Annotated in this window: 24 protein-coding genes and 2 tRNA genes; 11 read left to right on the forward strand and 15 right to left on the reverse strand. The window is 68.9% G+C overall.

The genetic code is table 11. The features are described 5' to 3' along the window. The first annotated feature begins 140 nt into the window (after positions 1 to 140). Positions 141 to 1,190 carry a M23 family metallopeptidase gene (locus tag ACFWDI_RS15295; protein WP_385304181.1) on the forward strand — a complete coding sequence of 350 codons (1,050 nt, stop codon included), beginning with the start codon at positions 141 to 143 and terminating at the stop codon, positions 1,188 to 1,190. Between the two features lie 24 nt (positions 1,191 to 1,214). Here ACFWDI_RS15295 and ACFWDI_RS15300 read toward each other — a convergent pair whose 3' ends face one another. Continuing rightward, positions 1,215 to 2,084: an HAD family hydrolase gene (locus ACFWDI_RS15300; RefSeq protein WP_385304183.1), complete on the reverse strand. Its 870-nt coding sequence runs from the start codon at positions 2,082 to 2,084 to the stop codon at positions 1,215 to 1,217. A 95-nt stretch (positions 2,085 to 2,179) separates the two neighbouring features. Here ACFWDI_RS15300 and ACFWDI_RS15305 point away from each other — a divergent pair, with 95 nt between their 5' ends. After that, positions 2,180 to 3,079 carry an LLM class flavin-dependent oxidoreductase gene (locus ACFWDI_RS15305; protein WP_385304186.1) on the forward strand — a complete coding sequence of 300 codons (900 nt, stop codon included), beginning with the start codon at positions 2,180 to 2,182 and terminating at the stop codon, positions 3,077 to 3,079. A gap of 40 nt (positions 3,080 to 3,119) precedes the next feature. Here the strand turns inward: ACFWDI_RS15305 and ACFWDI_RS15310 are convergent, their stop codons facing one another. From ACFWDI_RS15310 to ACFWDI_RS15330, 5 genes are all read right to left on the reverse strand, one after another. Next, a complete protein-coding gene (locus ACFWDI_RS15310) occupies positions 3,120 to 3,704 on the reverse strand; it encodes an RNA 2'-phosphotransferase (RefSeq protein WP_385304188.1) in 585 nt (194 codons plus the stop codon). A gap of 144 nt (positions 3,705 to 3,848) precedes the next feature. Further along, complete coding sequence (locus ACFWDI_RS15315; RefSeq protein WP_385304190.1) at positions 3,849 to 4,802, reverse strand: MerR family transcriptional regulator; 954 nt, start codon at positions 4,800 to 4,802, stop codon at positions 3,849 to 3,851. A 25-nt stretch (positions 4,803 to 4,827) separates the two neighbouring features. Beyond that, positions 4,828 to 5,745 (reverse strand): metal-dependent hydrolase, encoded by a 918-nt coding sequence (locus tag ACFWDI_RS15320; RefSeq protein ID WP_385304192.1) that lies wholly within the window; start codon positions 5,743 to 5,745, stop codon positions 4,828 to 4,830. Then, positions 5,742 to 7,526 carry an SDR family oxidoreductase gene (locus tag ACFWDI_RS15325; protein WP_385304194.1) on the reverse strand — a complete coding sequence of 595 codons (1,785 nt, stop codon included), beginning with the start codon at positions 7,524 to 7,526 and terminating at the stop codon, positions 5,742 to 5,744. The genes ACFWDI_RS15320 and ACFWDI_RS15325 overlap by 4 nt, the downstream gene beginning before the upstream one ends. 109 nt (positions 7,527 to 7,635) lie before the next feature. Continuing rightward, a complete protein-coding gene (locus tag ACFWDI_RS15330) occupies positions 7,636 to 8,484 on the reverse strand; it encodes a M24 family metallopeptidase (protein WP_385304197.1) in 849 nt (282 codons plus the stop codon). A gap of 263 nt (positions 8,485 to 8,747) precedes the next feature. On the opposite strand from ACFWDI_RS15330, the gene ACFWDI_RS15335 reads away from it, so the two are divergent. The 8 genes from ACFWDI_RS15335 (at position 8,748) to ACFWDI_RS15370 (ending at position 14,568) form a co-directional block, all read left to right on the forward strand. Then, complete coding sequence (locus tag ACFWDI_RS15335; protein WP_362684651.1) at positions 8,748 to 9,734, forward strand: ABC transporter ATP-binding protein; 987 nt, start codon at positions 8,748 to 8,750, stop codon at positions 9,732 to 9,734. Beyond that, entirely contained in the window at positions 9,731 to 10,636 is a 906-nt protein-coding gene (locus tag ACFWDI_RS15340) for an ABC transporter permease (RefSeq protein WP_385304200.1), read from the forward strand. Before ACFWDI_RS15335 ends, ACFWDI_RS15340 begins: the two co-directional genes overlap by 4 nt. Continuing rightward, positions 10,633 to 11,544, forward strand: coding sequence for an ABC transporter ATP-binding protein (locus tag ACFWDI_RS15345; protein WP_327324706.1), 912 nt, complete (start codon positions 10,633 to 10,635; stop codon positions 11,542 to 11,544). Before ACFWDI_RS15340 ends, ACFWDI_RS15345 begins: the two co-directional genes overlap by 4 nt. 17 nt (positions 11,545 to 11,561) lie before the next feature. After that, positions 11,562 to 12,281 carry an ABC transporter permease gene (locus ACFWDI_RS15350; protein ID WP_385304204.1) on the forward strand — a complete coding sequence of 240 codons (720 nt, stop codon included), beginning with the start codon at positions 11,562 to 11,564 and terminating at the stop codon, positions 12,279 to 12,281. 270 nt (positions 12,282 to 12,551) lie between these two features. Continuing rightward, positions 12,552 to 13,271, forward strand: a complete 720-nt coding sequence (locus tag ACFWDI_RS15355) for a hypothetical protein (protein ID WP_385304206.1) — start codon at positions 12,552 to 12,554, stop codon at positions 13,269 to 13,271. Between the two features lie 93 nt (positions 13,272 to 13,364). After that, entirely contained in the window at positions 13,365 to 14,186 is an 822-nt protein-coding gene (locus ACFWDI_RS15360; protein ID WP_385304208.1) for a rhomboid-like protein, read from the forward strand. A gap of 85 nt (positions 14,187 to 14,271) precedes the next feature. After that, positions 14,272 to 14,359: transfer RNA gene (locus ACFWDI_RS15365), tRNA-Ser, on the forward strand. 117 nt (positions 14,360 to 14,476) lie between these two features. Further along, a tRNA-Ser gene (locus ACFWDI_RS15370) sits at positions 14,477 to 14,568 on the forward strand. Positions 14,569 to 14,570: 2 nt separating this feature from the next. On the opposite strand, the gene ACFWDI_RS15375 is transcribed toward ACFWDI_RS15370, so the two are convergent. From ACFWDI_RS15375 to ACFWDI_RS15415, 9 genes are all read right to left on the reverse strand, one after another. Beyond that, positions 14,571 to 15,380 carry an HAD family hydrolase gene (locus ACFWDI_RS15375; RefSeq protein ID WP_385304209.1) on the reverse strand — a complete coding sequence of 270 codons (810 nt, stop codon included), beginning with the start codon at positions 15,378 to 15,380 and terminating at the stop codon, positions 14,571 to 14,573. Beyond that, on the reverse strand, positions 15,377 to 16,654 hold the full coding sequence (gene serS, locus ACFWDI_RS15380; protein WP_385304211.1) for a serine--tRNA ligase: 1,278 nt from the start codon (positions 16,652 to 16,654) through the stop codon (positions 15,377 to 15,379). The genes ACFWDI_RS15375 and serS overlap by 4 nt, the downstream gene beginning before the upstream one ends. 563 nt (positions 16,655 to 17,217) lie before the next feature. Next, positions 17,218 to 18,153 (reverse strand): prephenate dehydratase, encoded by a 936-nt coding sequence (gene pheA, locus ACFWDI_RS15385; RefSeq protein ID WP_385304213.1) that lies wholly within the window; start codon positions 18,151 to 18,153, stop codon positions 17,218 to 17,220. 43 nt (positions 18,154 to 18,196) lie between these two features. Continuing rightward, positions 18,197 to 19,447, reverse strand: coding sequence for an iron uptake transporter deferrochelatase/peroxidase subunit (efeB, locus tag ACFWDI_RS15390; RefSeq protein ID WP_385304215.1), 1,251 nt, complete (start codon positions 19,445 to 19,447; stop codon positions 18,197 to 18,199). Between the two features lie 7 nt (positions 19,448 to 19,454). Beyond that, on the reverse strand, positions 19,455 to 21,443 hold the full coding sequence (locus ACFWDI_RS15395; protein ID WP_385304218.1) for a copper resistance protein CopC: 1,989 nt from the start codon (positions 21,441 to 21,443) through the stop codon (positions 19,455 to 19,457). 22 nt (positions 21,444 to 21,465) lie between these two features. Further along, positions 21,466 to 21,915 (reverse strand): copper chaperone PCu(A)C, encoded by a 450-nt coding sequence (locus ACFWDI_RS15400; RefSeq protein ID WP_385304220.1) that lies wholly within the window; start codon positions 21,913 to 21,915, stop codon positions 21,466 to 21,468. Further along, positions 21,912 to 22,565 carry an SCO family protein gene (locus ACFWDI_RS15405; RefSeq protein ID WP_385304222.1) on the reverse strand — a complete coding sequence of 218 codons (654 nt, stop codon included), beginning with the start codon at positions 22,563 to 22,565 and terminating at the stop codon, positions 21,912 to 21,914. The genes ACFWDI_RS15400 and ACFWDI_RS15405 overlap by 4 nt, the downstream gene beginning before the upstream one ends. 44 nt (positions 22,566 to 22,609) lie before the next feature. Beyond that, on the reverse strand, positions 22,610 to 23,347 hold the full coding sequence (locus ACFWDI_RS15410) for a YcnI family protein (RefSeq protein WP_385304224.1): 738 nt from the start codon (positions 23,345 to 23,347) through the stop codon (positions 22,610 to 22,612). Positions 23,348 to 23,440: 93 nt separating this feature from the next. Next, a complete protein-coding gene (locus ACFWDI_RS15415) occupies positions 23,441 to 24,229 on the reverse strand; it encodes a hypothetical protein (RefSeq protein ID WP_385304226.1) in 789 nt (262 codons plus the stop codon). 191 nt (positions 24,230 to 24,420) lie between these two features. Between ACFWDI_RS15415 and ACFWDI_RS15420 the strand changes: the two genes are divergently transcribed. Beyond that, complete coding sequence (locus tag ACFWDI_RS15420; protein ID WP_385304228.1) at positions 24,421 to 24,882, forward strand: ATP-binding protein; 462 nt, start codon at positions 24,421 to 24,423, stop codon at positions 24,880 to 24,882. The last annotated feature ends 46 nt before the right edge of the window (positions 24,883 to 24,928 follow it).

The following is a 24,928-nucleotide window of genomic DNA, read 5'->3' on the forward strand; positions in this document are numbered from 1 at the left end:
CGAATCGAAGGGCCCGCTGGAAGCCGCGACAGGACGAAGGGGGTACGACGGTGTACGGAGAGGCGTCCCAGTAGGCCAGGTGGAGTCACGACACCTCAGCGGTACCCGAAATCGCCGCGGTGCCGGGCGACGATCCGTGGATGTGCTTGAGACACCGCGACCGGCCATTGCTCGTCCTGGCGGTGCTGTGCGCGCTCCTCGGTACGGCGGTACCCGCCGCCATGGCCTCCGACGGGCCCGTTATCGGTACCGGCGCCGAGGTGGCGCGACTGTTCGAGGACGCGGCGAAAGCCACCGCGAAGTATGAACAAGGCAGGCATGCCGCTGACGCGCAGCGCACCGCGGCGGCCCGGCTCCAGGGGCAGCTGGCACTGCAGCGGAACGAACTCACCACGATCCACGACGCCATCGGCGGTGTCGCCCGCGCCCAGTACCGCACCGGCGGCCCGCTTGCCGTCACCGCTCAGCTGCTGTTCGCCGACAACCCCGAGGAGCTGATGCGCGGACAGCGGCTCGCCTGGCAGGCGGAGACGGCAGTGAACCAGCTGCTCGGCCGGGCCAGGCAGGCCGAGCGGCGGCTCGCCGTGACCGAGGGGAATGCCCGGACGGCCCGGCGCGAGCTCGAGGTACGGCAGGCACAGCTGGCAACCATCAAGCAGGGCATCAACTCGAAGCTGGAAGAGGCACAGTGGGAGCTGCAGGGGGAGGCGGACCGCAGCGTGGCGGCGGGCAAGTGCGCGGGCGTCGTCCGGCTCGGGAAGCGCGGAAGCGCGCCGGCGGGCACGGCATGGGTGACGCCGGTGGAGAAGTACGAACTGTCCGCCGGGTTCGACAGCGCGGGTGAGCACTGGGCCCATCGGCACACCGGGCAGGACTTCGCGGTGGACATCGGCACCCCGGTGCGGTCGGTCGGGGCGGGCCGGGTGGTGTCTGTCTCGTGCGGCGGTGGATTCGGCATCGAGATCGTCGTCCAGCACCCGGGCGGCTACTACTCGCAGTACGCGCATCTGGCGACGACCACCGTCGATCAGGGCGAGCAGGTACGCGCCGGGCAGTGGATCGGGCAGTCCGGCACCACGGGCAACTCGACAGGGCCGCACCTGCACTTCGAGGTGCGGCTCACGCCGTATCTGGGCTCCGGAGTGGATCCGCTGCCCTGGTTCAGCGAACGCGGGGTCCGGGTCGAGTAGTTCTCGTTGTCCAGAGCTCTTGCTTCAGAGCTCTTCGCTGCTTTCCGCACGCCGGGCGAGGATCTGCTCGATGACGACCGCTACGCCGTCCTCGTTGTTGGCGACGGTCCGGCCGGAGGCCGCGGCGAGCACGTCCGGATGGGCGTTGCCCATCGCGTACGAGGTGCCCGCCCAGGTCAGCATCTCCACGTCGTTGGGCATGTCCCCGAAGGCGACGACCTCGTCGGAGGAGATCCCGCGCCGGGCGCAGCACAACGCGAGGGTGCTGGCCTTGCTCACACCGAGGCCGCTGACCTCGAGCAGCGCGGTCGGGCTGGAGCGGGTGAAGGATGCCAGGTCACCGGCGGCCGTACGGGCCAGCGTGAGGAAGCCGTCCGGTGTCAGCTCGGGGTGGTGCGCGAGCAGCTTGATCACCGGGGCGCCCTCGCCCAGCCGCTCCTCGTGAAGCAGCTTCTCCGCGGTGGCGACGGTCGCGCCCGGGTCGACATGGAACGGCGGATAGTCCGGCTCGTAGTGGATGCCGGTCGTCGTCTCGACCGCGAAAGAGGTACCGGGGGCGGCGTCGCGCAGGATCCTCACGACATCGAGGGCGGTCTCCCGCTCCAGCGCGCGGACCTCCAGCAGCTTCCCCCCGGCGTGCAGATCCACGACCGCCGCGCCGTTGGCGCAGATCGCGAGCCCATGGCCGTGGACATGGTCACTGACGACGTCCATCCAGCGGGCCGGGCGGCCTGTGACGAAGAAGACCTCGATCCCGGCCTCCTCGGCGGCGGCCAGGGCGGCGATCGTACGGTCCGAGACGGACTTGTCGTCGCGCAGCAGGGTGCCGTCCAGATCGGTGGCGATCAGCCGGGGGGTGGCGGGCAGCGGGCTGGGATCGGTAGCTGAGGTCACAGATCCATTCTCCCGTACGCGGGCGCACGGGCGTGCGACGGGTCGCACATTTGAGTGGGCTCGGGCCGCTGCCGGAGCCACGTACTCTCGAAGGCATGCGTTTGAGTACCGTGATCCTCCCCGTCCGCCGTTGGCACGAAGGTGGCCGCGACGAGTGGCTCCGAGCCGAGCAGCTCGGTTTTCACACCGCGTACACCTACGACCACCTGTCGTGGCGTACCTTCCGCGACGGCCCCTGGTACGGCGCGGTCCCGACGCTGACCGCCGCGGCCGCCGCCACCGAGCGGCTGCGCCTCGGCACGCTGGTCACCTCACCGAACTTCCGCCACCCGGTGACCCTTGCCAAGGACCTGATCTCGCTGGACGACATCTCCGGCGGGCGGATCACGCTCGGCATCGGCGCGGGCGGCAATGGCTTCGACGCCACGGCGCTGGGCCAGGAGGCATGGACGCCGCGCGAACGTGCCGACCGGTTCGGGGAGTTCGTGCCGCTGCTCGACCGGCTGCTGACCGAGGGCTCCGTGACGTACGACGGGAGCTTCTACTCGGCGGTGGAGGCCCGCAACATTCCCGGCTGCGTCCAGCGGCCCCGGCTGCCCTTCGCGGTCGCCGCCACCGGGCCGCGCGGACTGAAGCTCGCGGCGAAGCACGGGCAGGCGTGGGTGACCACAGGTGACCCGAAGCTCTTCGAGACGGGTACGCCCGAGCAGTCCGTCGAGGCCATCCGCGGGCAGATCGACAAGCTCGGCAAGGCGTGCGCGGACATCGGCCGTGACGTGGCCGAGCTGGACAAGATCCTGCTCACCGGCTTCACGCCGGAGGCCGGCCGGCCGCTGGAGTCCCTCGACGCCTTTGTGGACTTCGCGGGCAAGCACTTCGAGCTCGGCTTCACGGAGCTCGTGATCCACGCCCCGATTCCGGACTCGGACTTCGCAGCGGACCAGGCGGTCTTCGAGCAGATCGCCACAGAGGGGCTTGCCCAGCTGAGTCGCTGACCCGCAGGAGGGCCCCCGCAGGAGGGCCCCGCAGCAGGATCTAGTGGCCTGGGAAGCGCAGAAACTCCGGCGGTACGGCAGCGGTGAGCCAGACTCCGTTGGCGCTGACGTGGAAAAGGTGGCCCGCTTCATACATCGCGCCGGCATGCACGGAGAGGACGACGGGGCGGCCGCGGCGGGCGCCGACGCGGGTCGCGGTCTCGCGGTCGGGCGAGAGATGGACATGGTGGCGGTTCATGGCGCGCAGTCCCTCGGCGCGGATCGCGTCCAGGCTGCGGGCGACGGTGCCGTGGTAGAGATACGCGGGCGGCTCGGCCGGAGGCAGGTCCAGGTCGACCTCGACGGAGTGGCCCTGGTTGGCGCGGATGCGGGTGCCGTCGATCGTGAAGCGCTGCTTGTCGTTGACGGCGACGACATGGTCGAGCTCGGCGCGGGTGATCCGGAAGCCGTGCTCGGCCGCCGCCCGCATCAGCTCGTCGACGGCCACCCAGCCGTTCTCGTCGAGGACGATGCCGATCCGCTCCGGCTGGTGGCGCAGATGCTTCGAGAGGTACTTCGACACCTTCACGGTGCGTCGCTCATCGGGCTCATCAGGCCCATCGGGTCGTTCGGGTCTTGCGTTCATCCCGTCAGCGTGCCCGTCCGCTCGCCGACAGCGCCACTGAAAATCTCGCTCCACATCGAAAATGTCGCTCCATAGGTTTGATCCACAGCCAACTGTAGTTATCCACAGGGGAATTGGTGATTCTGTGGACAACTCATCGGTCATTTAGGGGCTTTGGTCAAGTTGCGGGGAATCGCCATCGGTTGAGATGAGGGCGTCCAAGGTCCTGGCCTGCAGCTCCCGTTCGGTCGCCGCGGTGATGAAGGCGGCCGCGTTCTCCTTGCCAACCAGGGCCTGGACCGAGCGAATTGTCTCCGGCGGCAACGTCACAGGACGGAGCTCACTCTCCACCTGCGGCGGTCCTTCCGCACTCAGGTGCTGCTGAAGATGGCGGGTGGCGAACGTCCGCATGGCCCGCGCCAGTTCGGCATCGATCGTCTGTTGTGCGAGTGGGCGCAGCCGCCGGACCAGGGACGCCGCCTCAGCCGCATCCGCGTCGGTCGGCGGCCGATGCCCCAGATAGCGGGCGAAGACATGCTCGGTGGTGAACTCCAGGAAACGGGAGGCGATGTGCTCGACCTGCCCGCGAAGTTCCCGCAGATGACCGGAGATTGCCGGGAGCGGCACCCCGGCGGCGTACAACTCTGCGGCGACCGCCAGCTCCTGGGGGCTCGGCACCAGGAATTCGTCGTCACGGCCGGGGATGCGCTCCAGCACCCCCAGGTCCACCGCTTCCGCGACGGAGGCCTCGTCCGGCTTCCCGCCGAACTTGCTGTCCAGCTCCGCGCGGGAGATCCGGGCCGCCTCCTCGTCCGTCCACGGTCCCTGCACCTCAGCGACCAGACCCAGCACCCCGCCGAGCCCGCGCCCGGCGTCCCAGGCCTCGAGCAGCTCCTTGATCGAGGCCAGGGTGTAGCCGCGGTCGAGCAGATCGGCGATCTGCCGCAGCCGGGCGAGATGGGCGGACCCGTACACATTGGCCCGCCCGCGCCGCTCCGGTTTCGGCAGCAGCCCGCGGTCCTGGTAGGCGCGGATCGTACGGACGGTGGCGCCACTGTGGTGCGCCAGGTCCTCGATCCGGTACTCGGCGACCGACTGGGCGACTGACTGCTCGGACAAGTCCGCTCCCTCGATGACAGGCCGCCTACGACAAGGCGGCGCGGCCCACCGCTCCCGCCGCGGCACGGGCCGCGGGCGAGGTCGCGAGATAGTCGACGGCCTTGCGCAGCGAGCCCTCCTGCGAGGGATGGTACGACCGCCGGAAGTATCGAGGTATGGCCGCGCCCAGCTCGCGCCACGTGGGCAGCAGTCCTTTGCCGACCGCGCGGTTGTGCTCGCGCAGGGAGTAGCGCAGCCGGCCGGCGAGCTGGGGGTCGTGCCGGATCAGGTAGGCGGTGCCCCACACCCAGAGCCAGGCCAGCGCGGGCGCGGTGACGGCCATGCCCTCGATGCGGCGGGCATAGCGTGGCAGTCCCTCGCCCCCGCAGTGCTGGTACATCTCGAAGGCGACTGCCCGGTGCTCGACCTCCTCCGCGCCGTGCCAGCGCAGCAGATCGAGCATGATCTTGTCGGCGTTCGCCCGGTCGAGTCCTTCGGCGTGCAGCACCCAGTTGCCCAGGACTGCCGTGAACTGCTCGATCGCGGCGATGACCGACAGGCGGAAGCGCAGCCACTCCCGGTGCGGTACCGGCGCCCCGAACGGCGGCTTCTCGCCGAGGAGTTTCTCGAAGAGGAGGTCGACGTACTTGGTGAATGCCTGGGTGTCGAGCCGCTGCGCGGCCAGGTGGTCCAGCACATACGCATGCTGCACGCTGTGCGTGGCCTCCTGGCCCATGAAGCCCTTGACGTCCTTCAGCAGCTCCGGGTCGTCGACCAGGGGCAGCGCTTCCTTGAAGACCTTGACGAACCACCGCTCGCCGGCCGGCAGCAGAAGATGCAGCACATTGATGACATGCGTGGCGGTGGGCTCGTCCGGTATCCAGTGCAGCGGCGTCCCGTCCCAGTCGAACGAGACCCGGCGCGGCGCGATGGCGTGGTGGCCGGCGTGCTCCTCGGTGCTCACAGCGGCGGCTCCAATCGGGCGATCGCACGCAGCGTCCTGGGCGTGAAGCGGGATATGAACAGGGCTCCACGGGCCTCGGGCGTCACCGGCACCACCGCCTGGTTCTTCACGACGGCGCGAAGGATCGCGTCGGCGACCTTCTCCGGCGGGTAGTTGCGCAGCCCGTACAGCCGGGCGGTCTTCTTCTGGCGCCGCTTCTCCTCAGCCGCGTCGACGCCCGCGAAGCGCGCCGTGGAGGTGATGTTGGTGTTGACGAAGCCGGGACAGATCGCCGAGACCCCGATCCCCTGTCCGGCCAGTTCCGCCCGCAGACACTCGCTGAGCATGAGCACCGCGGCCTTGGAGGTGCTGTATGCGGGCAGGGTCTTCGAAGGCAGATAGGCAGCAGCGGACGCGGTGTTGACGATATGGCCGCCCTGGCCGCGATCGGCCATCTGCCTGCCGAAGAGCCGGCAGCCGTGGATGACGCCCCACAGATTGACGTCGAGGACCTTCTTCCAGTCCTCGGCGCTGGTCTGGAGGAAGGAGCCCGAGAGCCCTATGCCGGCGTTGTTGACCAGGACGTCCACGATGCCGTACTCGGTGGCGACCCTCTCGGCGAGCTTCTCCATCGCCTGCTCGTCGCTGACGTCCACCGTTTCGCCCCAGGCTTGGGGGGAGCCGATCATCCGCGACATCTCCGCGGTCCTGGCCGCGCCCTCCGCGTCCCGGTCCACGGCCACGATCCGCGCCCCCGCCTCGGCGAACGCGAAAGCCGTGGCCCGCCCGATGCCGCTGGCCGCACCCGTCACCAGCACGAGCTGCCCGGCGAACCGCTCGGCGTACGGGCCCCGGGCTACGGTGTCCAGCGCGGCCACTCCGGCCACTCCGGCGGCGCTGTCCTCGTTGGCCGTGACGAACTCACTGATCCAGGCCGAGAGCTGATCGGGCCGGGTGCGGGGTACCCAGTGCTTCGCCGGCAGCGAGCGACGCGTCAACTGCGGGGCCCATTCGCCCAGTTCGTCGTAGAGCCGCTCGGACAGGAACATATCGCCGGTCGGCGTGATCAACTGAACGGGTGTGTGTGCGTACGCGTCGGAGCGCGGGCGGCGCAGCCGAGTACGGACGTTGTCGCGGTAGAGCCAGGCGCCGTGCGCCGCGTCCTGCGGCAGCGAGGCCGTCGGGTAGTCGCCGCCGGGCACCTTCTCCACCCGCTGCAGGATCTTCGGCCACAGCTTGCCCAGCGGGCCGCGCCAGGCGAGCTCCGGCAGCACCGGCGTATGCAGCATGTACACGTACCAGGACTTGGCACCCTGTCCGAGCAGCTGGCCGATCCTGCGGGGTGTGGGCCGGCTCATCCGCTTCTTGATCCAGTGCCCGAAGTGGTCCAGGGACGGTCCTGACATCGAGGTGAAGGAGGCGATACGGCCTTCGGTGCGCTTGACCGTGACGAACTCCCAGGACTGCACAGAACCCCAGTCGTGTCCGACCAGATGCACCGGCTTGTCCGGACTCACCGTGTCCGCGACCGCCAGAAAGTCGTCCGTCAGCTTCTCCAGCGTGAAGCCGCCGCGCAGCGGGGCCGGAGCTGTCGAGCGGCCGTGCCCCCGGACGTCGTACAGCACTACATGCAGCCGGTAGCGGTCCGCCAGCCGCTCCGCGACCTGGGACCACACCTCCTTGCTGTCCGGATAGCCGTGCACCAGCAGCACGGTCGGCTGCGAGGCGTCCCCCAGCTCGGCGACGCACAGCTCGATTCCGCCCGTACGTACCCAGCGCTCCCGCGCCCCCTTGAGACTCACGCTTCCTCCTTGACGTTCGCATTTCCGCCCGCTCGGCGCAGAGGCGCGGCGATCGCGGCGACCATGGCCATCGTGGTCTTCTGCGGCCCGGCGGCCCCCCGTGCGTCGCTCACGCGGTCCTCTCCTCCGCCCAGCGCCGCACATGCGGCAGATCGTCGTCCAGCCAGAACGCGCTCTGCTGCGGGTCCTTGGAGTCGGTGATCACCAGGATCTCCTCGAACTTCGCGCCCGTACCCCTGAATCCGAGGTGCGGCTCGACAGCCCACAGCCCCGGTCGGGGCGGGTGGTCGGAGAACCTGTACGGGCTCCACAGCGGTGACCAGCCGTCCCGGTGACCGCGCACCGCATCGCCGGCAAGCCCCTTCAGCGACTGTGTGCCGAACCCGAAGAGATGCGGCGAGAAGCGGCGCTCCTGCACCCGGTTGATCTTGTGGGCGATGACCCCGAAGGGATACGCGCGGTGCCGGTTGGCGTACCCCTGCCGGACCATCAGCCGGTCCACGTCCTCGTAGATCTCGCGCAGCGAACGCCGCTCCCGCACCTCGCGCAGGATCAGCTCGCGGTGCGCCTCCAGATCGGCGAGCAGTTTGTTGTGCACGGGGCTCGGGCCGAGGCAGCCGGAGTAACCGATGTCCGCCGTGTAGCCCTTGTGGACCGGGGCCATGTCGAGGATGAAGGGCATGCCCGCCTCGAGCACCCGGTTGGTCGGGAAGAACTGGAGCGGTATCCGGAAGTTGACGAAGGCCGTACGGTCCCCGAACCAGGCGAAGGGCAGGTGGAACCAGTCGCGCACACCCCGCTCACGCAGCCACTCACGCTGCATCCGCGCCGCCCCGCGCTCCGTCACGCCGGGCTTGAGCTGCGCCGCGACCGCCTCCGCGCATGCGTACGCGAGGCGCTGCACTTCCTTGAACCCCCGCAGTTCCGCGGTCAGTTCGCTTGCCACTGCTGAGGCCATGCCACCGTCCGTCCCGAGCGCGGTACGTGTCCGTAACTTGACACTGATGAATGTGACAATGCTCGGCGGCTGCGTCAAGGGTCGTGCGTCAGCCTGTGGAAAACCCGCCTGTGGAAAACCCATCCGAAGGTCATGGGCCCCGAGACCGGCTGTCCACTTTCGTCGTAGGCCCTTACGGGTCCGTACCTCTCGAGTCGGACACCGATCCAGCCGCCAGGGCTGACGCCCGATGTGTCGTGCGCCACTACCTTCGAAATGTGACTGTGATCGCGACCGAAAGCCTGAGCAAGCGGTTCCCCAGGGTGACCGCTCTTGACCGGCTCTCCTTGGACATCGGACCCGGTGTGACCGGCCTGGTGGGCGCCAACGGAGCCGGCAAGTCCACGTTGATCAAGATCCTGCTGGGTCTGTCCCCCGCAACGGAAGGCCGGGCCGCGGTGCTCGGACTCGACGTCGCCACCAGCGGCGGCGCCATCCGCGAGCAGGTGGGGTACATGCCCGAGCACGACTGCCTGCCGCCCGATGTCTCGGCCACCGAGTTCGTCGTCCACATGGCGCGCATGTCCGGGCTGCCGCCCACGGCCGCCCGCGAGCGCACCGCAGACACCCTGCGCCATGTCGGTCTGTACGAGGAGCGGTACCGCCCCATCGGTGGCTACTCGACCGGTATGAAACAGCGCGTCAAGCTCGCGCAGGCCCTGGTCCACGACCCGAAGCTGGTCCTCCTGGACGAGCCGACCAACGGTCTCGACCCGGTCGGCCGCGACGAGATGCTGGGCCTGATCCGCCGCGTCCACACCGACTTCGGCATCTCGGTCCTGGTCACCTCGCATCTCCTCGGCGAGCTTGAGCGCACCTGTGACCATGTTGTTGTCATCGACGGCGGCTCGCTGCTGCGCTCCAGTTCCACCAGCGACTTCACCCAGATCACCACGACCCTCGCGGTCGAGGTCACCGACACGGACACGCATCCCGACGGCACCGCGGTGCTCCGTGAGGCGCTCGCCGCCGCCGGAATCACGCTCCACGCGCGCGTGGAGGACGGTCTGCCCGGCGCGGGCCACATCCTGCTCCTCGAGGCGACGGGAGAGGAGACGTACGACGTGGTGCGTGACACCGTCGCCGGGCTCGGCCTCGGTCTCGTACGGATGGAACAGCGCCGCCACCACATCGCGGAGGTCTTCCGCCCCGAGGCACAGAGTGATCAGGGCGCGCAGGGCGCCCAGGAGCAGGAGGTGCAGGTTCGATGAGCACCGAGACCAATACCGTGACCGGGGCCGAGACCACCCGGATCCACAACATCGGCTACCGGAACTACGACGGGCCGCGGCTCGGACGCGCGTACGCACGCCGCTCCCTCTACTCGCAGTCCCTGCGCGGGGCGTACGGACTTGGGCGCTCGGCCAAGTCCAAAGTGCTGCCGATGATTCTTTTCGCGGTGATGTGCCTGCCCGCGGCGATCATCGTCGCGGTCGCCGTCGCCACCAAACTCAAGGACCTTCCTCTCGACTACACGCGCTACGCGATCGTCACCCAGGCGGTCATCGGCCTCTTCCTGGCCGCGCAGGCACCGCAGTCCGTCTCCCGTGATCTGCGCTTCAAGACCGTGCCGCTGTACTTCTCGCGCCCGATCGAGCGCATCGACTACGTCCTCGCCAAGTACGGGGCAATGGCTTCGGCCCTCTTCGTACTCACCGCGGCACCGCTGGTCATCCTCTACGTCGGCTCGCTGCTCGCCAAGATGGACTTCGTGGACCAGACGAAGGGATTCGCGCAGGGGATGCTTTCCGTCGCGCTTCTCTCCGTCCTCTTCGGCGGCCTCGGCCTGGTGATGGCCGCGCTCACGCCGCGCCGCGGCTTCGGTGTCGCCGCCGTGATCGCCACGCTGACCATCACCTACGGCGCCGTCTCCACTGTCCAGGCCATCGCCTGGGAGACCGGCTCGCCCGATGTGATCAAGTGGTTCGGCCTCTTCTCGCCGGTCACGCTCATCGACGGCGTACAGACTGCCTTCCTCGGCGCCACTTCCGCCTTCCCCGGCAAGGCGGGGCCGGAAGCCGGCGTGGGCATGGTCTATCTGCTCGTCGTCCTCGCGCTCGTCCTCGGCTCGTACGCCGTCCTGATGCGCCGCTACCGAAAGGTCGGGCTGTGACCACCATCAACATCGAGCACACCTCGCGGTGGTTCGGCAATGTCGTGGCCGTCAACGACGTGACCATGACGATCGGCCCCGGCGTCACGGGTCTGCTCGGTCCCAACGGCGCGGGCAAGTCCACGCTCATCAACATGATGGGTGGTTTCCTCAACCCGTCCACGGGAAGCGTCACGCTCGACGGTCGAACGATCTGGCGCAACGAGTCCGTCTACCGGCAGATCGGCGTCGTACCGGAGCGGGAGGCGATGTACGACTTCCTCACCGGCCGCGAATTCGTCGTCGCCAACGCCGAATTGCACGGACTGGGCAGGAAGGAGGCCCAACGCGCCCTGGCCACCGTGGAGATGGAGTACGCGCAGGACCGCAAGATCGCGACGTACAGCAAGGGCATGCGGCAGCGCGTGAAGATGGCCTCGGCCCTCGTCCACGAGCCGTCCGTGCTCCTCCTTGACGAGCCCTTCAACGGCATGGACCCACGCCAGCGCATGCAGCTGATGGACCTGCTGCGGCGGATGGGAGCGGAGGGCCGCACCGTGCTCTTCTCCTCCCACATCCTGGAGGAGGTCGAGCAACTCGCCTCCCATATCGAGGTGATCGTGGCCGGACGGCATGCTGCGTCCGGCGACTTCCGCAAGATCCGCCGGCTGATGACGGACCGGCCGCACCGCTATCTCGTACGGTCCAGCGACGACCGGGCGCTCGCCGCGGCCCTGATCGCCGACCCGTCGACGGCCGGCATCGAGGTCGACCTGACCGAAGGTGCGCTGCGCATCCAGGCCGTCGACTTCGGCCGGTTCACCCAACTGCTGCCGCGGGTCGCCCGCGAGCACTCCATCCGGCTGCTCACGGTCTCGCCGTCGGACGAGTCCCTCGAGTCGGTCTTCTCCTACCTCGTAGCGGCCTGAAAGGAGCTGTGACGTCCATGTACAACCCCACAGTCGCCCGGCTCACCTATCGGGCCGTGCTCGGCAAGCGGCGGGCAGCGATTCTGTTCGTACTGCCCGGTCTGCTGCTGCTCATCGCGGCGGCGGTACGCAGCTTCAACGGCCTGGACGACCAGGTCGCCGCCGATGTCCTGGGCGGGTTCGCCATCGCGACGATGGTGCCGCTGATCGGGGTGATCGCGGGCACCGGGGCGATCGGGCCCGAGATCGACGACGGCTCGATCGTCTATCTGCTGGCCAAGCCGGTGAAGCGGTCGACGATCGTCTTCACCAAGCTGATCGTCGCGATCGCGATCACAATGGCATTCTCGGCGGTCCCCACCTTTGTCGCGGGGTTCATCCTCAACGGCAACGGCCAGCAGGTCGCGGTGGCGTACACGGTGGCGGCGCTGGTCGCCTCGATCGCCTACAGCGCGCTGTTCCTGCTCCTCGGGACGGTCAGCCGGCACGCGGTGGTCATAGGGCTCGTCTACGCGCTGGTCTGGGAGACGCTGTTCGGCAGCCTGGTCCCGGGCGCGCGCACGCTGAGTGTGCAGCAGTGGTCCCTGTCGCTCGCCGAGAAGATCGGCGGCGAGGGCCTGATCGGCTCGGACGTGGGCCTGCCGCTGGCGGTGGCACTGCTGGTGGGGGTCACGGTGGTGGCGACCTGGTATGCGGGGCAGAAGCTGCGGGTGCTGAAGCTCGCCGGCGAGGAGTGACCGTAGAGCATCGCGTTTGTAAGTCAACCCCCGTCCGGTGGACGGGGGTTGACGCATATCCGTGTAACTGTGCGTTTATCGGTTCGTTGTCCACTGTGCGTGGAGGCAACTGGAGTTCGTAGCGACGAGAGTTCGTGAAATTGGGGATTGCCGGTGCCGGATCGAAAGCCGGGCCGGTCATTGGGTGAGCAGCACCGTGAGCCGACCTCCACCCCTGTGCCCGGGGAGAGGGCCGTCCATGATCGGTTTCACGAACGGAAGGCATTGCTCATGCCATCGGAGGTCGCCCTGCTCGAGTCGCGCGCGCTGCGCGGCGAGCATCAGGGGCGGGTCGAAGTCCTGGACAAGGTGAAGGCGCTTGTCATGCTCCGGGACGGAATGCATGTATCCACAGAGGGCGTCGCGCGGTACTTCGAAATCCACAGGGAGGCCATCAACAGCGTCGTCAAGCGGCACCGAGAGGAGCTGGGCTCCAACGGGATGATCACGCTCCGGGGATCTGACCTGCAGGAATTTGAAGTGGCCAACTTGGCCACTTCAGAGGACGACGGTTCGAGAGGTTATCCACAGGGTCGCGCGCACCTCAGGCTCTACACCCGCCGCACGGTGCTCAATGTCGCGATGCTGCTTCGCGACAGCGATATCGCCCGCTGCGTCCGCACGTACCTCCTCGACGCCGAGGAGGCCGGTGGCCGGCGCCAGGACTACGCCTCTCTCGACCTACGCGTCACCAAGGTCGAGGCGAACCTGGACACCGTCGGGCACGCGCTTCAGGATCTCGGTCCGGTCATCAACGGGATCTCCGTCCGGCTCGACCGGCTCGACCGGCGGCTCGACGCCACCAACCAGGTCGTCGGGGCCATGAGCAACCGGCTCTGCGATCTCTCCGACGACATGCGGCGGATGGAGCGCCGGATGGACCGGAGGATGGACGACTTCGCCCATCAACTGAGGGAGCTGCAGCGCAGCCGGCGCCGTAAGCGCCGCTGATACCCCGCACAACGCTGCCGCAGGGGCACCCTGTTCCTACGGCAGTCAATGTCGTACGGCGCGCCGACGAGACGTACGCGCGATGATCGAGGGGTGACCGCAGCGACAGACCGTACCGGCCGGGGCGAACCTTCCCGGCCGGTACGGAGCTGGATCCGTTCCTCACCCGGCACCCACATCTGGCTGCTGATCATTGCCATCACCAGCGTCGTCATCGCCTTCTCCACCGAGGGACTTGAGCGTTTCCTGCTCCACCGCACCAGCAGCAATATCCACGAGCTGGCCGCCCATCCCCTCCAGTCCCTCCTGACCAGCTCGTTCTGGATCGAGAACCCCTCTTCCTTCCTCCTCTACGCGGTCCTCTTCGAGGTCTTTCACGCGCCGGTCGAGCGCTGGCTCGGCACTCTGCGCTGGCTGTTCACCGTGGCCACCGCGCATATCTGCGCCACCCTCATCAGCCAGAAGGTCGTCAAGATGAGCATCGAGAACCACGAGGTGCCGCGGCGGATGGCGCATGTGGTGGACATCGGGGTGAGTTACGGGCTCGCCGCGTCGGTCGGCATCCTCACCCACCGCATCCCGCGGCCCTGGCGCTGGCTCTATCTCGCCGGTGCGCTCGCCTTCTTCGGTCTGCCGCTCGCCACCGTCGGCACCTACACCGACCTCGGCCATGCGATCGCTCTCGCCATCGGCCTGGTCTGCTGGCTGCTGACGTGCGACGGCAAGGACGGACCGAGCCGCGTCCGGACCGTAATTCGGTGGCATCGAACCGCTGTCCGAGGCACAGTAGTTGAGCCGGAGCACGCCAGTGCGGCCGGCGTCACCTACCGGGAGAGGAGCGCGGCGATGACCGAGAGTACGAGTGCGAGTCCGTCGAGCTCCCGTCAGGGCAGCCCCGGGCAGGCAGCGGAGTAGCCACCGACCACTCCGCCGAGCCGCCCAGGGGGACTGTCCGGGGGCGGCCGCTTCGAGCGCGCATCCGCGCGGGCCGCCCCCTCCCGGAGGATTGGCCGAGTGGTAAGGCAGCGGCTTGCTAAGCCGTCGTCGGGGCCGTGAACCCCGCGCGCGTTCGATCCGCGCATCCTCCGCGCGGTCATGCAGTCACGCGGTCATGCAGTCACGCGGTCACGCAGTCACGCGGTCACGAAGCCGCCCGGTCCGGCAGTTGCGCAGTCGCCCGGTCCGGCAGTCACGCAGTACCCACGGGAAGAGCCAGCCGACAGCAGGCGCCGGCCGCACTCTCGAAAAGTGTTGGGGCATGTGAATGCCCGTGTGGGTTCGACCCCCACCTCTTCCGCCTCAGCCGAGCAAGTGCTCCAGCACCACCGCGATGCCGTCGTGCTCGTTCGACGCCGTGATCTCGTCCGCCACGGCCTTCAGTTCGTCGTGCGCGTTGGCCATCGCCACACCGTGCGAGGCCCAGCCGAACATCGGGATGTCGTTCGGCATATCGCCGAACGCGATCGTGTCCGAGGCCCGCAGCCCCAGCCGCCGCGCCGCCAGCGAGAGCCCCGTCGCCTTGCTCAGCCCCAGCGGCAGTATCTCGACGACGCCGGGCCCTGCCACCACCACATCCACCAGGCTGCCGACCGTCGCCCTGGAAGCCTGTGCCAGCGCGTCGTCACCGAGCTCCGGATGCTGGATGAACACCTTGCTCAGCGGTGCGGACCACAGCTCGGCCGGGTCCTCGAACGCCACCACCGGCAGCGGGCCTTCCTGCACCCGATAGCCGGGACCGACCAGCACCTCGCCGTCGAGCCCGTCGCGGCTCGCGGCGACCGCGAGCGGCCCGACCTCCGCCTCGATCTTGGAGAGCGCGAGTCCGGCCAGCTGCCGGTCCAGCGTCACCGAGGTCAGCAGCCGGTGCTCACCCGCGTGGTAGACCTGCCCGCCCTGGCCGCAGACCGCGAGGCCGTCGTACCCCAGGTCGTCCAGGATGTGCCGGGTCCACGGCACAGCACGCCCGGTGACGATGATGTGCGCGGCGCCCGCTGCGGTGGCCGCGGCGAGCGCGTCGCGCGTGCGCTCCGAGACCGTGTCGTCGCCACGCAGCAGCGTGCCGTCGAGATCGGTCGCGACAAGCTTGTACGGAAAGGGGGCGGGGCTCACTTGGAGATCGGCTCCAGGATCTCTCGTCCCCCCAGGTACGGACGGAGCACCTCGGGCACCCGCACCGAACCGTCGGCCAGCTGGTGGTTCTCCAGGATCGCCACGATCGTGCGCGGTACGGCGCAGAGCGTGCCGTTCAGCGTCGCCAGCGGCTGCACCTTCTTGCCGTCACGCATCCGGACCGAGAGCCGTCGGGCCTGGAAACTGTCGCAGTTCGACGCGGAGGTCAGCTCGCGGTACTTGCCCTGGGTCGGGATCCACGCCTCGCAGTCGTACTTGCGCGAGGCCGAGGCACCCAGGTCGCCGGTGGCCACATCGATCACCTGGAAGGGCAGCTCGAGGCCGGTCAGCCACTGCTTCTCCCAGTCCAGCAGACGCTTGTGCTCGGCCTCCGCGTCCTCGGGAGCGACGTACGAGAACATCTCGACCTTGTCGAACTGGTGCACCCGGAAGATGCCCCGGGTGTCCTTGCCGTACGTGCCGGCCTCGCGGCGGAAGCACGGCGAGAAGCCCGCGTACCGCAGCGGCAGCTTGTCGGCCTCGATGATCTCGTCCATGTGGTACGCGGCGAGCGGGACCTCGGAGGTGCCGACCAGGTAGTAGTCGTCCTTCTCCAGGTGGTACACGTTCTCCGAAGCCTGGCCGAGGAAGCCCGTGCCCTCCATGGCACGCGGACGGACCAGCGCCGGGGTCAGCATCGGGATGAAGCCGGCCTCGGTCGCCTGCGCGATCGCGGCGTTGACCAGCGCGAGCTCAAGCAGCGCGCCGACGCCCGTCAGGTAGTAGAAGCGCGAGCCCGACACCTTCGCGCCGCGCTCGACATCGATGGCGCCGAGCGCCTCGCCGAGCTCAAGGTGGTCCTTGGGCGCGAAACCCTCGGCGCCGAAGTCGCGGATCGTGCCGTGCGTCTCGAGGACGACGAAGTCCTCCTCGCCGCCGACCGGGACGTCCCCGTGGACGATGTTCCCGAGCTGGAGCAGCAGCCGCCTGGTCTCTTCGTCGGCCTCGTTCTGTGCGGCGTCGGCCGCCTTCACGTCGGCCTTCAGCTGCTCGGCCCTCTTCAGCAGGTCGGCGCGCTCTTCCGGAGTGGCCTTGGGGATGAGCTTGCCGAGCGACTTCTGCTCGGAGCGCAGCTCGTCGAAGCGAAGGCCGGACGACCTGCGCCGCTCATCGGCGGAGAGCAGGGCGTCGACGAGGTCGACGTCCTCTCCACGGGCGCGCTGGGAGGCGCGAACACGGTCGGGGTCCTCACGAAGCAGGCGAAGGTCAATCACCCCACCAGGCTACCGGTGCGGACTCGCGCCACCTCACTCGATATAGCCTTGCGTGTCACTTTGCCCGAATTGCCGGAATTTAGAAAGGTGCGGGTAAATCACCGGCGTAAGCGTCAATAAACAGGACGCTATTCGCCGAAATGGGGCACCCGGTGAGCGCCCGCATTGACCTGCCCCCCTTGCCCTGTCCGGGATTTGGACATCCCTTGTCCACAGGGATGCGGGCCTTCGTAAAGTTATCCACAGCCTGTGTGGGGGATCTGTGGACTACGGAAGCGATCGTTCCGAAAGCCCTGCGCGGGTCGAAGGATTCCTCACCCAAACCCACCCCACACACTCATTCGGGTGGGAATTCCTCGCTCCAAAGGGTTGATCAATGGAATTGAGGTGACACGGGGCAACCTGCCGTTCTGTGGAGGGAAGTGGGGTGAGTGAGCCGATATGTCGACCATGTCGCCCTCTGTTGTCGACTTGTCCCCAGGTCGAGAAGCATGCCTGTGGATAACTTCTGTGGACAACGAAAATGTGCAGGTAGGACCGGCTGCTCCGACAGCACCGACCGCTCAGGCCCGGCCGTCCTGGCAGCGCGCCAGCCAGTCCGACGCGGCCGTGAACTCGGCGTCCGAGGTCCCCGCGCGCAGCGCCCGTACGTCCTCCACTGCCACACCCGCCCGCGGATACGAACCGAGGAACCGCACCTTCGGGCAGATCCGCTTCAGCCCCATCAGCGCCTCGCCCACCCGCCGGTCCGAGATATGGCCCTCGGCGTCCACGGCAAAGCAGTAGTTCCCGATGCCCGCTCCGGTCGGCCGGGACTGGATCAGCATCAGGTTGACCCCGCGCACCGCGAATTCCTGGAGCAGCTCCAGCAGTGCACCCGGGTGGTCGTCGCCCAGCCAGATGACCACCGAGGTCTTGTCAGCGCCGGTCGGCGCCGCGGGCCTGGCGGGACGGCCCACCAGCACGAAACGCGTCTCCGCGTTCTCCGCGTCATGGATCTCGCTGACCAGCGGCTCGAGTCCGTACGTCGCGGCCGCGAACTCGCCCGCGAAAGCCGCGTCGTACCGCCCCTCCTGCACCAGCCGCGCCCCGTCCGCGTTCGACGCGGCCGACTCCCAGAGCGCGTCCGGCAGATTCGCCCGCAGCCAGTTGCGCACCTGCGGCTGGGCGACCGGATGGCCGGTCACCGTCTTCACCTCGGAGAGCTTGGTGCCCGGCCGCACGAGCAGCGCGAAGGCGATCGGCAGCAGCACCTCGCGGTAGATCATCAGCGGCTGTCCGGAGGCCAGCTCGTCGAGGGTCGCGGTGACGCCGCCCTCCACGGAGTTCTCGATCGGTACGAGGGCGGCCGCGGCATCCCCGTTCCGTACGGCATCCAGCGCCGCGGGCACGGACAGCATCGGGACGAGCTCGCGGGTGGCTGCTTCGGGAAGCGTGCGCAGGGCGGCTTCGGTGAAGGTGCCCTCGGGACCGAGATACGTGAAGCGCGTGGCCGACATACCGTCACCCTAATGGGCCCGGGATCCGAAGGGCCCGCGATCCTTACGACTCCAGAAGCCGCTGGCCCACGTACTCGCCGGTCCGTGCCCCGCCAGGCACCGCGAACAGCCCGCTCGCCTCGTGCCGGATGAATGCCGACAGCGCGTCGCCCCGGTCGAGCTTGCGCTGCACCGGTACGAAGCCGCGCAGCGGATCGGCCTGCCAGCAGACGAAGAGCAGCCCCGCGTCCGGCGTTCCGTCCGCGCCGATCCCGTCGTGGAAGGAGAACGGCCGACGCAGCATGGCCGCACCGCCGTTCTGCTCCGGAGCCGAGATCCGGGCGTGGGCGTTGTCCGGAATGACCAGCTTCCCGTCGGGCCCCGTCTTGTCCAGCGCGAGCTCGGTGGTCTCGGTTCCGCCGGTCAGCGGGGCGCCGTCGGACTTGCGCCGGCCGATGACCAGCTCCTGCTTCTTCAGCGAGAGCCGCTCCCAGTCGTCGAGCAGCATCCGGATGCGTCGTACAACGGCGTACGAGCCTCCTGCCAGCCAGTCGTACTTCGTGCCCGACGTCTCGGACGGCACGAAGATCCGCTTGCCGAAGTCGGCCTCGGACGGCTTCGGATTGGCCGTTCCGTCGAGCTGGCCCATCAGATTGCGTGCGGTCATCGGCTTTCCGGTGGCGCCCGGCGAGCGGTTGAAGCCGTTCATCTGCCAGCGCACCCGGGCCGCGTCCCCGACCGCCTTCTGGATCGCGCGCAGTGCGTGGAAGGCGACCAGCGCGTCGTCCGCGCCGATCTGCACCCACAGATCGCCGTTGGACCGCTTGGCGTCCAGTTGGTCGGAGGAGAAGGCGGGCAGCGGATCCAGCTCCGGCGGCCGCTGTGCCACCAGCGCCGTACGGTCGAAGAAGGTGCGGCCGAAGCCGAACGTGACGGTCAGCGAAGAGGGCCCGGCGTCCAGCGCGACGCCTGTGTCGCCGTCGCCGGCCGCCCTGCCCGCCATCAGTTCGCTCGCGAGCGCGGACCAGCGGCGCATCAGCGCGGCCGCCTCCTTGCGGCCCGCGCCCGGCGCCAGGTCGAAGGCGATCAGATGGCCGCACGCCTGCAGGGGCGTGGTGATGCCCGCCTGGTGCTCGCCGTGGAAGGCGATGCCGGTCGCGCCGACGGTGCTCAGCGCGGCGGGGGCTTCGCCTGCCGCGCCGGCGTACGCGGCGGCGCCGCCCGCAGCGCCCAGCGCAAGACCGGTGGCGCCGGCGCCCACGGTGCCGAGCAGCCGCCGCCTGGAGATGTCGTTGTCGCGCACAGGGTCACTCACAGGTACGTCAGCCGATCTTGATGTTCTTGTCGATGGTCGTCTGGTCGATGTCGGAGGACCGTACGGTCACCTGGACCTGCCAGTCGCCGGGCATCGGGATCTGGACCGCGGCCGCGCTCCAGTGTCCGGCAGTGATGCGGTCTGGGGTGATCGGCAGCGGACCGATCTGCTTGGCCTTGAGCGTGAAGGCGACCTTCACCTCGGGCACGTCCAGCGGCTTTCCGTCCGGCCGGTCGACCCAGACGTGCATCTCGTTGGCGCCCGAGGTGGCCGGATCGAAGGTGAGCCGTACCGTGCCCTTGCCGCTCCGGCCGCCGGTGTCGAAGGGCATCTTGATCTCGGTCGGCCCCTGGGGCACGGTGGCGGCCGCCTGAGTGCTGCCGGCCTTGGCCGCCTCTTCCTCCGTACGGCCCGGTTCGGTGCTCGTCAGCACGGTCGTCACGCCCAGCAGGATCACCGCGATGCCTGCCTCGGCCAGTACGGAACGGCGCAGTCCGGAGCGCTCGGGATCGGCGTCCCGGTTCCGCTTCTTCTCCGCCGTCGCCACCGCGGCCTTCTGGCGGGCGAGTTGAGCCGCCCGCTCCGGGTCGGCAGAGACCTCCGTGACCTGCGAGACCTCCGTGACCTGCGAGACCTGCGAAAGCTCCGAGACCTGCGAGTCCTCCGCTTCCTCGGCGTCCGCGTTCTCGGGGACGGTCACCGGCTCCCGCTCGGCCTCGTCGGTCCGAACTTCGGCCGTCCGCGTCTCACTGAGCTGCGCCGTCCACCGCCGCGAGATCCACGCCACGGCGACCATGACAACAACCAGCGCCACCTTGGCCAGCAGCAGCTGTCCGTACGTCGTCCCGGTCAGCGCCGACCACGAGCCGACCTGCCGCCAGGACTGGTAGATCCCGGTCGCGGCGAGCACCATGACGCTGCCGAACGCGACCTTCGAGAAGCTCAGTACCGCCGCGCGCTCGATCGACGGTGCCAGGTACAGCGCGGTCAGCAGCGCCGCGAGCCCGCCGAGCCAGGTCGCGACGGCCAGCAGATGCAGTACGTCCACGGGCATCGCGAGCCCCGGCTGGATACCGGTCGATGCATGCTCCGACAGCGCCCAGGTCCCGGCGATCCCGGCCGCGACGACCGTGCCGCCGATGGCAAGACCGAAGGTCAGATCCTTCTTCTCGGTCTCGTCCTCCCGCTTCGCATACGCCCCGAAGAGCACGGCGATGAACAGGGCGGCGGCCCCGAGCAGCATCAGCCGGGAGCTGAGCGCGGCCCCGGTCTTGGTCTGAAGGACGTCCCGCAGCCCGCCGAGGTCGAAGGTGTCCGCCAGTTTTCCGGAGCCGGTGTAGGGGTTGCGCAGCAGGAGCAGCGCAAGGGTGGCCGCGGTGAGCGTCACCCATCCCTGGACGACCAGGCGCTGCAGCGGCCTTACGGAAGCGCCGCGCCGCCAGCAGAGGATGACGAAGGCCGCGCCGCCGGTGAGCAGTACGAAACCGGCGTACGAGGCGTAGCGCGCGATGTCGTAGAGGACTCCGACGACACCTCCGCCGGCCTTCTGGTCGGGCACGGCGGCGGTGGTCTTGGAGGGCGCTCCGATGGAGAAGGTGAAGGCTCCGGAGACCGGATGGCTGTCGGCGGAGACGGCTTTCCAGGCCACGGTGTACGTGCCGTTGGGCAGTCCGGGCAGCAGATCGACGCCGTACATGACCTTGCCGCCGGTGCCGAGGTCGCGGACCTTGGCCTTGTCGGCGCGTTTGCCGCTGGGTTCGAGGACCCGGATCGAGTCGTCGCCCATGGCGACCTGCTCGGAGAAGGTGAGCGTGACGTTGCCCGGGGCGGTGGCGACCACCGCCCCGTCCTTCGGGTTGCTCCCGGTCAGTGCGGCGTGGGCCGACGCGGGGTTCGCGCCGGCCAGGAGTGCGCCGATGAGCGTGCCGAGGAGCACGGTCGCGGCGAGCAGCAGCCGGACCGGTGAAGGGCCGAAGCGCGGGGCGGTGGCTGTCATGGCGTGATCAGTCCCTCGGTGCTCAGTGCTTCTTCGGGCTGTAGGTGGGTTCCTTCACGGGAAGTTCGACCTTGATCGGGCCGGACTTCTCGAAGCGCAGCTCCAAGGTGACCTTCTCGCCCTGCTTCGGCTTCTGCTTGAGCTTCATGAACATGATGTGGTTTCCACCGCGTTCGAGATTGAGTTCGCCGTCCGCCGGTACGTCGAAGGTTTTCACCTCCTGCATCCTCTGGTCCTTGGACTCATGGATCGTGATGTCGTCGGAGAGGTCGCTGGTGACGGAGGTGAGCTTGTCGGCCGTGCCCCCGCTGTTGTGCACCGTCAGAAACCCGGCTGCCATGTCGTCGCCGACGGGCTGTGGCATGAAGGCACCATTGACCTTCAACTCGGGCTCGCCGTCGGACGAGCAGCCCGCCAGCGCCAGCCCCGCGCTCAGGGCCATGACGCCGGCGAGGGTCGAACGGCGGCTCACGGGTTCTCTCCACGGATGATCTTCGGCAGGTCCTTGGCGTAGTCGTCCGCCGTGGTGTCCTGGCTGTACAGGACGTAGCCCGCGTCGGTCTTCGGGGAGAACGCGATGACCTGCGCGCCGTGCATGGAGACGACCGTGCCGTCCTTCTCCTTCTTCGGCGGGTCGATGCCGATGCCGATCTGGCGCGCGCCCGCCTGGATGGTCGGGAAGTCGCCGGTGAGACCGGTGAAGGACGGATCGCCTGCGCTCGGCAGCCACTTGGCGAGCTCGGCCGCGGTGTCCCGCTCCGGGTCGGTGGTGACAAAGACGACCTGGAGCTTGTCCTGGTCGGCCTTGGGGAGCTTCTTCCTGGCGATGGCGATATTGCTCATCGTCAGCGGGCAGACGTCGGGACAGTGCGTGTAGCCGAAGTAGATCAGCGTCGGCTTGCCCTTGGTCTGCTCGCGCAGGTCGTACTTCTTGCCGTGGGTGTCCGTCAGGACGAGGTTCGGCTTGGTGTAGGGCTGGTCGAGCAGGGTCGCGGGCCGGTTCGCCTCGGCGGAGACATCGGCGACGGGGCTCTTGGCCGAGTCGTCTCCGCCCCCGCAGGCGGACAGCGTGAGCCCGGCGGCCACGACGAGCGTGGCCGCGAGCACAGTCTTCTTACGCATGGAGAAATATCCCAAATGTGATGTACGAAGCGTCGGGCGGCGCATCAGGACGTGCGGCGGCGTCCGGCCAGGACGCCGAAGGCAACACCCGCGACACCGACGAGAATGCCGACGATGCCCAGGATGCGGGCCGTGGTGTCGCTGCTGCCGTCCGAGGCCTCCTCGGACTTCGTGTCCTCGTCATGACCGGCGTTCTTGCCGTCCTTCGCGGACGCGTCCTTCGCGCCGCCGCCGTGCTCGTCCCCGGTGGCGGCCGACAGCTTCAGGACGGGCGCGGGCGACTCGGGCTCCGCGGCGCCCTCCTTCGCCTCCTCGATCCAGCGCACGACTTCCTTGTTGTCGTACGTCTGGAGGGCCTTGAACACCAACTGGTCGGCGTCCTCGGGAAGCTTGCCGAGAGAGAGCGGGAACTGCTGGAACTGGCCGGGCCCGATCTTGGAGCCGTCCGCCGTCCAGGTGACCTTGGAGACCGCCTCGGTGATCTGCTTGCCGTGCACCTGGAGCGGCTTGGCCAGCTTGGACTTGGTGACCTCGACCTTCCAGCCGGGCACAGGCTGCGGCATCACGGACGACAGCGGGTGCTCGGTGGGGATGTTGACCTCGAGCTTCACGGTCGAGGCGTTGTCGCGCTCGTTGGGGACCTTGAAGTTGACCGTCGCGTAGCCGCCCTTGGCGGCCTCGCCCTGCGGCTGCACGCTGACGTGCGCGAAGGCGGTGCCGGAAAGCAGCAGTACGGAGGAGGCGGCGACGCCGGTCGCGAGCGCGATACGGGAAACGTTCATGGCAGAAGACACTCCGGATCAGGAGAGGCGAGTGAGTGCCGGCGCATACGGGTGCGCGGGCACCGCGACACCACTCCCGTCGAGTGGGCCGCGTCAGGCTGCGAGAGCGAGGCGGGCGGGAGGCCCGCGCCTGATCACCGTGTGTTGAAGCGCCTCACCGGCCGGTGGCGGAGGCGGACCGGAGGACGGCCGGGGAGCGCGCGGATCCACCGCGGGCGCCCCCGGGAGACCGGCACGCAGCGCCCGTACGAGAACGAGCGCGGCACGCAGCGAACGCAGCCACGCCGCCTGAGCCACCTCATGCGCCGAGTCGGCGGAGAGCCTGATCAGCCGGAGCAGCGCCAGATCCCCGCGCCGCAGCAGCCAGCCGGTGGCGAGCGCGGCCAGCAGATGCCCCAGGATCATGGGGAGGGTCGGCAGCAGCTCGGGCGATGCGGCGGCGGTCTGCGCCATATGAACATGGGCGCTGTGCCCCGCCGGAGCGATGCCCGCGTTGGTGACGATCCGCTGCGCGTCGGTGTGGCTCAGGGACGAGGCGCCCGCGCCGCACACCAGCTTCGCGGCCATCCTGATCAGCGCGTCGTCGGCCGTCGGCGCCAGCTGCAGCTGATGCTGCTGCCCGAGGCCGAGCAGAGTGTGCAGAGCGAGCTGTCCGACGGTCAGCGCGACGGCGATGGACGGCAGTGAGCGCGCCCGTCCGGCGAACGGCGCGACCAGCGCGAACACCGCGAGGAAGCCGAACGCCAGCGTCCACCAGGGGACGGCCGCACAAGCGGCCAAGGCATGTCCCGTCGCGGACAGCACAACACAGACCGCGGTGAACACCGCGGCCCTCAGCAGCCGTAGACCGGCTCCGGCGCGTGCAACGGGGATGGACGACATGGCCGGGCCATCATCGCACTGCGGTGGGACGGCCCACACGGCAGGTCCGGAAGATCCCTTTTCCGACATACACCGGCGCGCTCGGGGGGCGCATCCGCCGAATGAGCGGAATCACGTCAACTGTGTGCTTACGGACCGCGTCTTGCGGCAATACGTATCGGTATGTCGAGGCGCAGCCAGGAGGCTGGAGCATGAGCATCTGGTGGTCTCTCCACTTGAGGCGCGAAGCTGCGAGCGTTCCGCTCGCCCGTCGGCTGCTGCTCGGCACGATGGAGACCGCGGGGGTTGATCCTGATATTTCGTACGATCTCTCGGTCGCGCTGAGCGAGGCCTGCGCGAATGCCGTGGAGCACGGCGGTGACCGGGGGTCCGGCGAAGCCTCGGCGGCGTACCGGGTGACCGCATATCTGGACGGCGAGACGTGCCGTATCGAAGTGGCCGATTCGGGTCCGGGCTTTCCGATGCGGCACGGCGGGCAGTGCGCGTACGCCATGACGCCGGCCTCGCCGACCGCGGAGAGCGGCCGCGGTCTCTGTCTGATCGAGCAGCTCGCCGACCATGTCCACTTCCGCAACCGGCCGGGCCGGGGCGCGGTGGTCAGCTTCGACAAGATCCTGAAGTGGCGGGAGGACGCGCTGCTCAAGGTGTCCTGAGCCGCGCGCCCTCCGCCGTATCCGTCGTCCGGTCAGCCCTGTCCGG

The organism is Streptomyces sp. NPDC060064, assembly GCF_042736455.1.
Classification (GTDB): domain Bacteria; phylum Actinomycetota; class Actinomycetes; order Streptomycetales; family Streptomycetaceae; genus Streptomyces.

Coding starts and splice junctions, on each gene's coding strand:
- ACFWDI_RS15295 (WP_385304181.1), top strand. CDS start 141: ATGTGCTTGAGACACCGCGACCGGCCATTGCTCGTCCTGGCGGTGCTG.
- ACFWDI_RS15305 (WP_385304186.1), top strand. CDS start 2,180: ATGCGTTTGAGTACCGTGATCCTCCCCGTCCGCCGTTGGCACGAAGGT.
- ACFWDI_RS15310 (WP_385304188.1), bottom strand. CDS start 3,704: ATGAACGCAAGACCCGAACGACCCGATGGGCCTGATGAGCCCGATGAG.
- ACFWDI_RS15330 (WP_385304197.1), bottom strand. CDS start 8,484: ATGGCCTCAGCAGTGGCAAGCGAACTGACCGCGGAACTGCGGGGGTTC.
- ACFWDI_RS15340 (WP_385304200.1), top strand. CDS start 9,731: ATGAGCACCGAGACCAATACCGTGACCGGGGCCGAGACCACCCGGATC.
- ACFWDI_RS15350 (WP_385304204.1), top strand. CDS start 11,562: ATGTACAACCCCACAGTCGCCCGGCTCACCTATCGGGCCGTGCTCGGC.
- ACFWDI_RS15355 (WP_385304206.1), top strand. CDS start 12,552: ATGCCATCGGAGGTCGCCCTGCTCGAGTCGCGCGCGCTGCGCGGCGAG.
- pheA (WP_385304213.1), bottom strand. CDS start 18,153: ATGTCGGCCACGCGCTTCACGTATCTCGGTCCCGAGGGCACCTTCACC.
- ACFWDI_RS15395 (WP_385304218.1), bottom strand. CDS start 21,443: ATGACAGCCACCGCCCCGCGCTTCGGCCCTTCACCGGTCCGGCTGCTG.
- ACFWDI_RS15405 (WP_385304222.1), bottom strand. CDS start 22,565: ATGCGTAAGAAGACTGTGCTCGCGGCCACGCTCGTCGTGGCCGCCGGG.
- ACFWDI_RS15410 (WP_385304224.1), bottom strand. CDS start 23,347: ATGAACGTTTCCCGTATCGCGCTCGCGACCGGCGTCGCCGCCTCCTCC.
- ACFWDI_RS15415 (WP_385304226.1), bottom strand. CDS start 24,229: ATGTCGTCCATCCCCGTTGCACGCGCCGGAGCCGGTCTACGGCTGCTG.
- ACFWDI_RS15420 (WP_385304228.1), top strand. CDS start 24,421: ATGAGCATCTGGTGGTCTCTCCACTTGAGGCGCGAAGCTGCGAGCGTT.